The following is a 12,176-nucleotide window of genomic DNA, read 5'->3' on the forward strand; positions in this document are numbered from 1 at the left end:
ACATTCTTTCATATAATATAATTTTTACGAACCTCATGCGGATATGCATGGGGTTGTTTTTTTGTTTCGGAGTGTCCAAGTTTTAATACTTGACAAAAAATAAAATCTCTTTTAATTTTAATACATTAATTATGACAATGAAATAAATTAAAAAATGAAAATATTGGCAATAGACACTTCATGCGACGACACTTCGGTTGCGATAGTCGAAAATGGAAATAAAGTTTTGTCTTCGGTTTTAAGTTCTTCTATAGACGCTTATAAAGAATTTCAAGGAGTTGTCCCCGAGATAGCGGCAAGAAAACATATAGAAGCGATAATTTATGTAATGGACAAGGCATTAAAAGACGCAAACCTAAAATTAGAAGATATAGATTTATTTGCCGTTACAAATAGACCGGGACTTTTGGGTTCGCTTTTGGTTGGAGTGGGAACGGCTAAAGGACTATCTTTTGCAATGCGAAAACCTTTAATAGCCTTGGACCACATAGCCTCTCATATTTATTCGCCTCACCTTACCAACAAAATAGAATTCCCTTATATAGCTTTAGTCGTATCGGGCGGGCATACGATAATAACGGAAGTCCATTCGCATGGAGAGTATAAAGTTGTCGGAACGACTTTGGACGATGCGGTTGGCGAAGCTTACGATAAAGTTTCAAAATTTTTAAATTTAGGTTATCCTGGCGGACCGATAATAGACAAACTTGCTCAAAAAGGAGATAAAAACGCGATTAAATATCCTTTGATACTTTTAAGCGGAGCGGATAAATTCAATTTTTCTTACAGCGGACTTAAAACCGCATGCGTCTATTCTACAAAAAAATATTTGAAAGAAAATTATGAAGCGACAAACGAAAATATAGCGGCGGCTTTTCAAGTAAGCGCAATAGAACCTTTATATATAAAAACTTTAAAATATTCCGAAAGAAGCGGTATAAAAAGAGTGACGATTTCTGGCGGAGTGGCATGCAATAGTTATTTGAGAGAGCGATTTTCAAACTCGAAAGATTTTGAATGTTATTTGCCCGAATTAAAATACACAACCGATAATGCCGCAATGGTTGGAGGACTCGCATATTATATGAAAGATAAAATTGAATATGCGGATTATAATTTGGATTGTTTTTCGAGAGTTTTAAATAAAAAATATAATAGCAAAAAGAAAAATACAATGTAATATTATAAGATTATTTTCCGATTTATAATTGACATAAAAAAAACATTATATATAATTAAATAAAATTTAAATTAAAATTTTCTGACAGAGGACGAAAAATGAAATTAAAACATAATGTAGATTTTATAAAAAAGGATACGGTTGCAATTTTTGTAAAAGTTGAAAAAGAACAGCCTAAAGTTTGCACTTTCGATAAGGAATATATAGATTTGTTTAATAGCATGGTTAAAGACAAATATTACACAATCTCCACTCCTTTCGCTTTCGCTTTTTCAAAAAATACGAGAGTAATTTATATAACTTATAAAGAAGTAAAAAATTATATGTATGAAACTTGGAAATGCGCGGGAGCTTCTTTAATAAAAATAATGAAAGATTTGCATATAAGCGACATCGAAGTCGATATGGCAGAATTATTTGCCGAAATAGGTTCGATGGAATCATACGAGCAGTTTTGTTTGGGAATGCTTTTGGCTTCTTATAGTTTCAATAATTATTTGGGAGAAAAAAGATTAAAAGATAAAACGGAAATTAAAAATATACTTTTGGTTTCGGAACATAAAAAAGACACCGAAAACGCGATAGTGAGAGCGTCTCAAATAGCGAAAAATATTTTTTGGACAAGAGATATGGTTAATGAGCCGAGCAATGTAATCAATTCTTTAACTTTTATCGAAAGAGCGAAAAAAGTAGCAGAGAAGAAAAAAATCACCGTTTTCATTTTGGACGAAAAACAATTAAAAACTCAAAACATGAACGGAATTTTGGGAGTAAACGCTGGAAGTAAAAATCCTCCAAGATTATTTGTCGCTCAATATAAAAATCCAAAAGCTAAAAAGCATGTAGTTTTGGTTGGAAAAGGAATAACTTTCGATACGGGCGGAATGTCGTTAAAACCTTCGGACGCTATGCTTGGAATGAAAGACGATATGGCGGGAGCGGCTGCAGTTTGTGGAGCTTTATTTTTAATAGCCGATAGAAATTTGAAAGCAAATGTTACCGTAATATGTCCTCTAACCGACAATAAAACGGGAAGCGGAGCTATTAATCCAGGAGATATATTGAAAATGCATAACGGAGTGACTGTAGAAGTTGTAAATACGGACGCCGAAGGAAGACTCATACTTGCGGACGCTTTATCTTACGGAATAAAAAAATATAAACCCGATTATATTATCGACATAGCGACTTTGACGGGCGCTTGTTCTATCGCTTTGGGAAAATATGCGACAGGATTATTATCAACCGATGAAAAATTGGCGAATATTATTAAAGACGCTGGAAACGACACTTACGAAAGAGTTTGGGAACTTCCTTTATTTGAAGAATATAAAGAATCTATAAAATCGGATATTGCAGATATAAAAAATACGGGCGGAAGAGAAGCGGGAACTATTACCGCTGGACAGTTTTTATCGTATTTTACAGAAGGAAGCAAATGGGCGCATTTGGATATAGCCTGCACTTCTTATTCTAATGTAACCGAAAAATATACTTCAAAAGGCGCTACTGGTGTAGGAGTTTATCTTCTTGCAAAAACTGTGGAAAAGATAGCGGAAAATGGATAAAAATTATTATTTAAAATATTATAAATAAAATATAATAAATAAAGAGGGATTTATTTTTATAAGTTCCTCTTCAATTTTTTAAATATATCACAGTAAATACAAGACTTTAAAATCAATATAAAGCAACTCTCGCTCGCTTTATTTCCGCTCTGTATCTTTTAATTTCCCATTCTATTTGTTTCTGATTCCAGCCCAAAGTTTTCGCCATTTCTTCGGCTACAAGTTCGGCTAATAAAGTTCCGCAGTCGTTTTCGGTTAGAATAAATCTTAACCTTCTAATCATAATATCGTCCAAATGCAAGGCATGTTCCACTTCGATAAAATATTTAATCAATCCTCTCGGGATTCTTTCGTCAAGCCCAACGCTCACAAGTAAAGAAGAATCGTTTTTGCAGAATTCGTTTAATCGAATCGCCAAATCTACCGAATAAAAATAATTTATGAGAAAATCGACCGTTTCTTTTTTCAAAACCCATTCAATTTTTTTATCGATTTTATTATTCATAAATTTTTTAACGCTAAACCATTTATAAGGCTTTCCGTATATTTTGAGTAATGTTTTTACGGCAACAAAAGAAGATAAAGTAAAGCTTCCGCCTTCCACAACGAATAATTTATAATTTGGATGAGAGTGAATTTTTATATCCATCGGATTAACGGGCATCATACCCGATTGAGTCGTTATTATATGATTCTTATTTACAATCGAACTGAAATAAGTATTGTATATGTCGAGCAAATATTCAATCTCATCGCTTGTCGCGTATATGCAATCCAAATTCCCGTTATATTTTTTTATCGTAGGTCCGATAATCATCGAGTCTTTCCATTTAGTCAAAAACACATTCGGTCTGTCTTTTATTTTTGGCAAAACTACCGATTTATTTACATGAATAATATCTCCGTTTACTATCAAGTGCGTTCCTTTCACATATTGAACTTTATTGTCAAAACTGCCGTTTGGAAGAATAGAGCTTAATTGATGTCCCCAAGCTCCAGCCGAGATTACTATATTTTTTGCGCTCGCTTCGTAAATTTTTCCCGTTATTCTATCCGATAAAATAATTTTTTGTATTTCTTTCTTCGTATATTCAAAAGCTTTCGCTTCGGCATAATTCAAAATATCCGCTCCGTTTTCTTCGGCTTTTATAAGAAGCTCCATAACATATCTTGAATCGTCCAATATTCCCTCGTAATATTCTATTCCCGCTATCACATCGTTACTTATTAAATCGGGCAAACATTCCAAAGCGGAATTCCTGCTATGAGAAACATGTCTTTTAACGGGAGAAAATAGAGAGAGCAAATCGTAAAAACCGCTTTTTAATTCCTGTCCAAATATTCCAGATTTTCCGTATTCGTATAGAGGATACAATATTCCAATTTGTCTTGCCGAACTTTTATATATTAAATTATTTCTTTCTCTAATTTTATAAATAGTTGGGATTATATTTTTAGCCGTCATATCGTTAAAACCGCCGTTTAACATTTTAGCCGTGCGGGAAGAAGCGCCGTAAGAAAAATCATGTTTTTCTAGTAATAGAGTGGAAAGTCCGACTCTCGAAGTTTTAAAAGCTATCGTTGCCCCGATTACGCCTCCGCCTATAACGATTATATCATAACGATTGTCGCCTATATTTGAGAATATTTCGGCTCTTGATTTTCGCATAAAGGACTCCTTTATAAATATAATCTCTATTTATATTATATACGAAAATTATTATAAATACAAATACTTTATTAAATCTCTTAAATTGAGTCTATTCTTATCCTTATTCAAAAAAGAAACAATCTCTTTTTGTTTTCCATAATTATCGATATAAGAACCGTTAAATTCTCCAAGTCTCGCTATCGGAAAAGCGACAAAAGAATTATAAGCCAAAAGAGATAATGTCGGAGTAAAAACTATATAATTTCTTTTATTTTTTTGAGCGAAAGAAATCGTCTCTTCATCGTTGTCGAATAAAGAATCTCCCAAAATAATAAATTTTTTATAAGAATCGAAATCTATATTTTCTCCGTTAATATATTTAAGTTCTCTTTTTAATTCTTCAATCGAATATTTATTTATATTCGTAAGATTTTCTCTTATAACATTCGAGTCTGTAGCCATATAATTTTTTTTATAATATAGTTTCGTTATTCCCAAAGAACTTGCAAGAGAGTTAAAAGCCTTTATATCTTCAATAGGATACGAAGCGGACGCAATCGCCAAATAAGAATTGTCGTTAATATCGTTTGTGAATTCTTGATATAATTCTTTGGCTTTTTCAAAATCGTTTTCGACTCCGTTTATTAAAGGATATTTAAGCGAATCGTTGGAATAACAATCCATCTTTCTTCCGTAATCGCATAAACCGTATTTTTTATTTTCGATAGATTTTATATCGATTATCGTTTCTTTATTATGCAAATATTTTATGTCGCATAATTTATTGCATCCTATACAAAAACTTTTGACGCTTTCGATAGAATTATTAGAATTATTTTTTATTTCAAATTTTCTTTCCGCGTAAAATACATTTGTCGGGCATAAATCTACTATCATAGAATTATAGCCGTTTATCGTTTTGTAATTATCGCAAAGTCCGCAATTTATGCATCTATCAAAATCGGCTTTTATATAATCGGGCAAATTAAAAGTTTTTACAATATTTTTTATTTCGTTAATAAATTTATCGTTATTAACTCTCTCGTTATTTTTTTTAGTTATATTATACAAATCAAAATATTTTTTCAATTTGCAATTATAATTTACTTCGCAATTTGAACATATCGCGTTATGGCTAAAATATATTGAGTTTAATAATGATTTTCTATAAGAAGCGATTTCTTCGTCTTCGCTTATAATTTTCATTCCGTTTTCCACTATTTCATTGCATGCATATTTGAAATTGTAGAATTCCTCATTTTTTCTTTTTACTTTTATAAGACATAATTTGCAATTTAATTCTTTTTCGTCTCTGACAAAAGAAAAATTATTATTTGTATTGTCGTTATAATAATCGCATAAATTTGGAATATCTATTTTGAAATAAGACAACGCTTTTAATATCGTCCAGCCTTTTTGAGAATATATATCTTTTCCGTCCACAGTGATTTTTATAATCATAAAATATCCGTTTATTTTATAAAGCTGTATAAAGTAATTTTCTTTTCTACGGCGTATATAAATTCGTAATTAAATTTTTCAATAGTTTGCAATATGCAGTTTACGAGCGCCCTTATATAAAAACAGGAAGCGCATTTTATTATCATATTTAAAATATTTTTTAAATCGTTAAAATCGGAATAATCTGATTTGCCTAATATTATTTTATTTAAATAATACTCGCATAAATTAAAACCGAATCCGCAAGGCATACATTTTCCGCAAGCTATACTTTTGGCAAATAAAACTATTTTTAAAACGACTCTTATAACGCATCTATTTTCTCTTATAAAACATATTCCGCCGTTTCCGAGTTTCAAATTTAAATTTTCAAAATCGTTATAATCCAAAGAAATATTTGATAAACTTTCCATATCTATCGGAGGATTCAAAAATCCGTTTGTAAATACGCATTTTATATCGCAATCTTTTGGAATGTTTCCCGCAATTCTTATAATATCGCTAAAAGAAGTCGAAAGTTCAAATTCGTATAAATTTGGGATATTGATGTCGCCCGAAATCGAAAGCAAAACCGAGCCTTTAAATTCTCCTTTTCCATATTTTTCAAAATTATTTTTTCCTATATGAGCGAAATATCCAAATTGAGTTATCGTTTCCAAATCGAATATATATTTTTTATTTTCTAAATATGGAATAATTATTTTTTCTTTATAATTATCATAATAAGAATTTTCATCGTAAACATTTATAGAAATTTCTCTGTCAATATAATAAATATCTTCAGTTTCTACCAAAGCTTTTATTAAAATATTTTTTTCTTCTAAATAATAGCTTCTTAATATTATATCTATATTTTTTATATTAAGAATTTTCGATAAAAATATCGCCGAATCTAAAATAAGATAAGGATTATTTTTTAAAAGAAATTTATCTTTGAAAATAAGATAATCTATAGAATAACCGTTTATTATCAAAGTATCTTCGTCATTTTTTTCGGATACGATAATATCGTAGATGGGCTTTTGATAAATATCTCTTGTAAAAATCGGGCATTCTTTTAATTCGTTTATTATGTTATCGTAATTTGAAATTTTGGCATGAAGATAATCGCCGAAATAATCTCTATAAGTTTGAATATTATTTATAACGCTTTCGCTATGAAGAACATATTTTTTCATCTTTCATGTATAGCCTCTATATATTTAACGATATTATTAAAAGAACAATTAGAAATTTCCATTCCGTTAATCAGAATTGAAACGGCATTACTGCAATTATGCAAACATTCCGCTTCTTTTAAGAGCATACCGTCAAAAGAAGGAATGCCAATTTCCAAATCGTAATGTTTTCTTATGGATTCCAAAAGAACATAAGCGCCTTTCATAGAACAATGAAGTCCAACGCATACTTCTATGACGGTTTTTATTTCGGATGCCATATTGTTTGTTTCCATAAAAACTTTTAAACTCTAATAACTCTAAATAAGAAACGAAATTATAAAATATTATTTCTTTTTATGCCTATTTTTGCGTAAACGTTTTTTTCGTTTATGCGTAGCCATTTTTTGACGAAGTCTTTTTCTTCCTGAAGGCATACATTCTCCTAATTTTTCTAATTTAATTTGAAGTTTGATTATATCATTTTAACGAATTTATTTCAAGTTCAGCTATAAATATAATGGAAAGGCAAGGAAATTTAAAAAATCAACTTGCCTTTGTCCTATTAATCTAATTAATCATTTTTTGTATTAAAGGCATAAGTATCTTTAATAATAAGAACGCCGACAATATCCAAGTGAAAACCGAAATCTCTTTAACTTTTCCCGAGATTAATTTTAAGAGAGTAAAAGATAAAACTCCAAAAGTTATACCTTCGGCTATACTGTAAGCGAAAGGCATGAATATTATGCATATAAAAGCTGGAATCGATTCCGTATAATCTTCAAAATTAATTTCAAGAATCGGAGTCATCATAAATAATCCTACTATTATTAAAGCTGGCGCTGTCGCCGCAGACGGAATAGACAAAAATATATGAGATAAAAATAACGAGATAAAAAGAAGTATCGAAACCACTAAAGAAGTTAATCCCGTTTTTCCGCCTTCCGCGACTCCAGAAGCGCTTTCCACAAAAGTCGTCACAGTCGAAGTTCCCAAACATGCTCCCACAACCGTTCCAATGGAATCGGCAAATAAAGCCTGCTTGCATCTTGGAACTTCTCCGTCTTTAGTAAGCATATTCGCTTTGGTGCATACTCCGACTAAAGTTCCAACGGTATCGAATAAGTCGACAAATAAAAATGTAAATATTACTATAATCATATTTGGACTAAATATATTAGTAAAATCGAACTTGAACGCTATCGGTTCTATCGAAGGAGGAATAAAACTTCCATGAGCGGACAATTTTGTTATTCCCATCGGAATTCCTATTGCCGAAGTTATTAGTATTCCAATCAAAATGGCTCCTTTAACATTATAGCTTAATAAAACGGATATAATTACGATTCCTATAATCGCAAGAAGTCCGCTTCCAGAAGTTATATTTCCAAGACTTATTAAAGTTGCATCGTTATTCACTATTATTTGAGCGTTTTGAAGTCCAATGAAAGCGATAAAAAGCCCGATTCCAACCGATATTGCTCTTTTCATATTAAGCGGAATACTATTGACTATAGCCTCTCTAACATTAAATGCGGTAAGGGCTATAAATATGATTCCTTCTATAAAAACCGCCGTTAAAGCAGTCTGCCAGCTATGTCCCATCCCGATAACGACAGTGTAGGCAAAGAAAGCGTTTAATCCCATTCCCGGAGCCAACGCGAAAGGAAGATTCGCAAGCAAAGCCATTATTAAAGTTGCAATCAAAGACGATATAACGGTAGCGGTAAATAAAGCGCCTTTATCCATACCAGTCGCTCCAAGTATGCTCGGATTTACGGCTAATATATAAGCTATAGTCATAAAAGTAGTAAAACCCGCTATAATCTCCGTTTTTATGTTCGTTCCGTTTTCTTTTAATTTGAAAAACTTTTCCATAATAAAAACTCCTTAAATAATTTTTTTAATTTTTTAATCAAGATTTTCAATATTTTTTTATTTCTAATGAAGGTAATATTATATATTATATTAATATTTTTTTCAAACAAAAATTTATTAAAATAATTTGCAAAAATAAATTTGATAAAACGAAAAAAATAATTTATACTAATCGAAATCAATAAATTTTTATATTTAATTTATATTTTTTAATTTGTTTTTGGATTAATCAATTATGGAAGACACTTTTTTTAAGCCTGAAAAAGAAGAAAACGAAAAATTAACTCCTATGATGAGGCAGTATAAAGAAATAAAAGACAAATATTTAGACAGCATTTTGCTTTTTCGCATGGGAGATTTTTATGAGGCTTTTTTTGATGACGCTAAAAGATTATCTCAAATACTAAACATTATATTAACGAAAAGAGCTAATATTCCAATGGCTGGAGTTCCTCATCATGCGATTCATGGCTATCTTTCAAGGCTCGTAAAATCTGGAGTAAAGATAGCTATTTGCGAACAGATGGAAGACCCGAAAACCGCTAAAGGAATAGTAAAACGAGATGTGACTCAAGTGATAACTCCCGGGACAATTTCGGAAAATAGATATTTGGAATCGAAAAGCAATAATTATTTGGCTTCGATTATAGTTTCAAAGAGCGAGAGAAAAGCCGCTATATCTTTATGCGATGTTTCTACGGGAGAGCTTTATATTACAGAAATTGAAAACGAAAATTTAAAAGAGCTTATAGACGAGATAGCCGAAGATATTATTAGATTTTCGCCGAAAGAAATAATGACAATAGACTCGGTAAAAGAAAGCGAGATAATAAAAGAAATTCAAAAAAGATTTTCAAAAATATTTTATAGCCATACTCCAGATTATACCGCGGAATATTCCTACGCTTATAAAACTCTTACAAATCATTTTAAAACTTTATCTTTAAAAAGTTTCGGAATAGAAGACAAACCTTTATTAATATCTTTAGTCGGTTCGACAATTCATTATATAAGCGAACTTCAAAAAAATTCTTTAGAACATATAACGGAAATTAAAATTTACGATAAAAAGAATTCCATGACTTTAGATTACGCGACAATATCGAGTTTGGAAATCCTTGAAACCATAAGAAACGACAATAAAAAAATGACTCTCTTTGACACGATAGACAGAACGAAAACCTCTATGGGGGCGAGATACTTAAAAAGAATTATCGTTGAGCCTTTGATTAATATTGAAGAAATAAATAAACGACTTAACAATGTGGAATTTTTTTATAAAGATACAAAATTAATGTATAAAATCGCCGATTTGCTTGCCGATATAGGAGACATAGAAAGGCTTTCTTCAAAATTGGCTTTGGGAAGAATAAATCCTAAAGAATTAGTAGCGTTAAAAAGATTTTTGATTTTATCTTTGGAAATAATTACCGAACTTGCGCTAAACGGTTTTGAAGAGGCAAATTTTGAAGAAGCGACAGATATAAAATTGATAACCGATTTGATAGAGCGAGCGATATTGGAAGAGCCAAAAATCGTAACAAACGAAGGCGACATAATAAAAGACGATTATAACGAGCAACTTAAAAAATATAACGAAGCTAAAAGAGAGGGCAGAAATTGGATAAGCGAGTTGGAAGGAAATTATAGACTCGATACGGGAATAAACAGCTTAAAAATAAGATATAATAATGTCATAGGATATTATATTGAAGTTACAAAACCGAATGTATCCGCTGTCCCAAAAGATTTTATTAAAAGACAAACTTTAGTTAGCGCCGAAAGATTTACGACTGAAAAATTAATCGAATACGAAAAAATAATTAACGAAGCGAACGAAAAAAGTTGCGCTTTGGAATTTGAAATATTTACCAAAATAAAAAACAAAGTCAATTTTTATATTAATTCGATTTTAAAAACGGCAAAAATAATTTCAATAATCGATGTTTATGTTTCGCTTGCGTCTTTGGCGAAAGAAGATAATTATACTAAACCGATTATGACGGAAGACGGAATAATAGATATAAAAGACGGACGGCATCCCGTAGTGGAAGCGAATTTGATTAACGAAAGTTTTATTCCAAACGACACTTATTTGGATAACGATAAAGAACATTTGCTTATAATAACGGGACCGAATATGAGCGGAAAATCCACTTATTTAAGACAAACCGCTTTAATAGTTTTGCTTGCTCAAATTGGCTCTTTTGTTCCAGCGGCAAGCGCGAGAATATCCATAGTCGACAGAATATTTACGAGAGTCGGAGCGAGCGACAATATTGCGAGAGGAGAAAGCACATTTTTAGTGGAGATGAACGAAACGGCTTATATTTTGAATCGTTGCACAAATAAAAGTTTAATAATTATGGACGAAATCGGACGAGGAACTTCCACTTATGACGGGCTTTCAATAGCTTGGGCAATAGTAGAATATTTGGTTGGCGAAGAAAATAAAAAAGCTAAAACTTTATTTGCCACTCATTATCATGAACTTACAATGCTCGAAGAATTGGACGGAGTAAAAAATTATAAAGTGTCGGTTGAAGAATATAAAGACGAAATTATCTTTATGAAGAAAGTAATAGAAGGTTCGGCGGAATCGAGTTATGGAATTTACGCCGCAAAAATAGCGGGCGCGCCGAATAAAGTTATAAAAAGAGCTTCGGAAATTTTGAAAAGGCTCGAAAACGAGGCGAGCGTTCAATTTGACAATATAGAATTAAATAAATCTTCCGAAATATTGCCTTTATATAATAATTCTAACGAAGAAATCATAAAAGAAAGCGAAATTGAAAAAGAAATTAAAGAATTGAATATTAACGAAATTACTCCGATTGACGCTATTAATTTGATAAGCAAGTGGAAAAACTATTTATAAAACTTATATCAATAAAAGAACTGGAACTATTTCAAAAGTCCCCGTTGGAGTAGACCCCGCTTTTAATTTCAATCAAGGTAATTATAGCCGAGATTTAGTAGTGTTTGACGACTTCATGCGAAAAGCAAAAAAGACTTTTCCAGAGCGATTTGAAAATATTGCCGAAACTATTTTACGAAACGAAATAAAAAAAGAACAGTTTGAAAGTTTTATTGAGAAAGCTTTCGAGAATAAAGGGAAAGAAACTAATCCAAGTATAACCGCTATAGGTTTTATAAAATCAATAGCCGTAAATAAACTAAAAAAAATAATCGGTATAGATATTAGCGAAAATATAACTATAGGTTTGGAAAGTTATTTATTAAACGGTTCAAAATCAAATCGGCATGCATTAAGAGGC

The 12,176-nt window shown here is 31.1% G+C and carries 8 protein-coding genes and 1 pseudogene; 4 read left to right on the forward strand and 5 right to left on the reverse strand.

The features are described from left to right. Nucleotides 1-154: 154 nt before the first annotated feature. Nucleotides 155-1,180, forward strand: coding sequence for a tRNA (adenosine(37)-N6)-threonylcarbamoyltransferase complex transferase subunit TsaD (gene tsaD, locus EZH24_RS02170; RefSeq protein ID WP_137997498.1), 1,026 nt, complete (start codon nt 155-157; stop codon nt 1,178-1,180). 98 nt (nt 1,181-1,278) lie between these two features. Then, a complete protein-coding gene (locus tag EZH24_RS02175; RefSeq protein ID WP_137997499.1) occupies nt 1,279-2,748 on the forward strand; it encodes a leucyl aminopeptidase family protein in 1,470 nt (489 codons plus the stop codon). Between the two features lie 112 nt (nt 2,749-2,860). Here the strand turns inward: EZH24_RS02175 and EZH24_RS02180 are convergent, their stop codons facing one another. The 5 genes from EZH24_RS02180 to EZH24_RS02200 form a co-directional block, all read right to left on the reverse strand. Beyond that, nucleotides 2,861-4,417 carry an FAD-dependent oxidoreductase gene (locus tag EZH24_RS02180; RefSeq protein ID WP_137997500.1) on the reverse strand — a complete coding sequence of 519 codons (1,557 nt, stop codon included), beginning with the start codon at nt 4,415-4,417 and terminating at the stop codon, nt 2,861-2,863. A gap of 51 nt (nt 4,418-4,468) precedes the next feature. Beyond that, nucleotides 4,469-5,860 (reverse strand): 2Fe-2S iron-sulfur cluster-binding protein, encoded by a 1,392-nt coding sequence (locus EZH24_RS02185; RefSeq protein WP_137997501.1) that lies wholly within the window; start codon nt 5,858-5,860, stop codon nt 4,469-4,471. Nucleotides 5,861-5,871: 11 nt separating this feature from the next. Beyond that, nucleotides 5,872-7,038 (reverse strand): NADH-ubiquinone oxidoreductase-F iron-sulfur binding region domain-containing protein, encoded by a 1,167-nt coding sequence (locus EZH24_RS02190; protein ID WP_137997502.1) that lies wholly within the window; start codon nt 7,036-7,038, stop codon nt 5,872-5,874. After that, nucleotides 7,035-7,313, reverse strand: a complete 279-nt coding sequence (locus tag EZH24_RS02195) for an NAD(P)H-dependent oxidoreductase subunit E (protein ID WP_236847035.1) — start codon at nt 7,311-7,313, stop codon at nt 7,035-7,037. The genes EZH24_RS02190 and EZH24_RS02195 overlap by 4 nt, the downstream gene beginning before the upstream one ends. Nucleotides 7,314-7,587: 274 nt before the next feature. Then, nucleotides 7,588-8,898, reverse strand: coding sequence for an NCS2 family permease (locus EZH24_RS02200; protein ID WP_137997503.1), 1,311 nt, complete (start codon nt 8,896-8,898; stop codon nt 7,588-7,590). Between the two features lie 235 nt (nt 8,899-9,133). Here EZH24_RS02200 and mutS point away from each other — a divergent pair, with 235 nt between their 5' ends. Both mutS and EZH24_RS02210 read left to right on the forward strand, forming a co-directional pair. Then, on the forward strand, nt 9,134-11,776 hold the full coding sequence (gene mutS, locus EZH24_RS02205; protein WP_137997504.1) for a DNA mismatch repair protein MutS: 2,643 nt from the start codon (nt 9,134-9,136) through the stop codon (nt 11,774-11,776). 115 nt (nt 11,777-11,891) lie between these two features. After that, nucleotides 11,892-12,176: pseudogene (locus tag EZH24_RS02210) on the forward strand (phage minor head protein); the annotation flags it as partial.

This window comes from Brachyspira catarrhinii (assembly GCF_005518285.1).
GTDB lineage: Bacteria > Spirochaetota > Brachyspiria > Brachyspirales > Brachyspiraceae > Brachyspira > Brachyspira catarrhinii.

Bases quoted from the DNA above. Each gene is read 5' to 3' on its own strand.
- tsaD (WP_137997498.1), top strand. From the start codon at position 155: ATGAAAATATTGGCAATAGACACTTCATGCGACGACACTTCGGTTGCG.
- EZH24_RS02175 (WP_137997499.1), top strand. From the start codon at position 1,279: ATGAAATTAAAACATAATGTAGATTTTATAAAAAAGGATACGGTTGCA.
- EZH24_RS02180 (WP_137997500.1), bottom strand. From the start codon at position 4,417: ATGCGAAAATCAAGAGCCGAAATATTCTCAAATATAGGCGACAATCGT.
- EZH24_RS02185 (WP_137997501.1), bottom strand. From the start codon at position 5,860: ATGATTATAAAAATCACTGTGGACGGAAAAGATATATATTCTCAAAAA.
- EZH24_RS02190 (WP_137997502.1), bottom strand. From the start codon at position 7,038: ATGAAAAAATATGTTCTTCATAGCGAAAGCGTTATAAATAATATTCAA.
- EZH24_RS02195 (WP_236847035.1), bottom strand. From the start codon at position 7,313: ATGGAAACAAACAATATGGCATCCGAAATAAAAACCGTCATAGAAGTA.
- EZH24_RS02200 (WP_137997503.1), bottom strand. From the start codon at position 8,898: ATGGAAAAGTTTTTCAAATTAAAAGAAAACGGAACGAACATAAAAACG.
- mutS (WP_137997504.1), top strand. From the start codon at position 9,134: ATGGAAGACACTTTTTTTAAGCCTGAAAAAGAAGAAAACGAAAAATTA.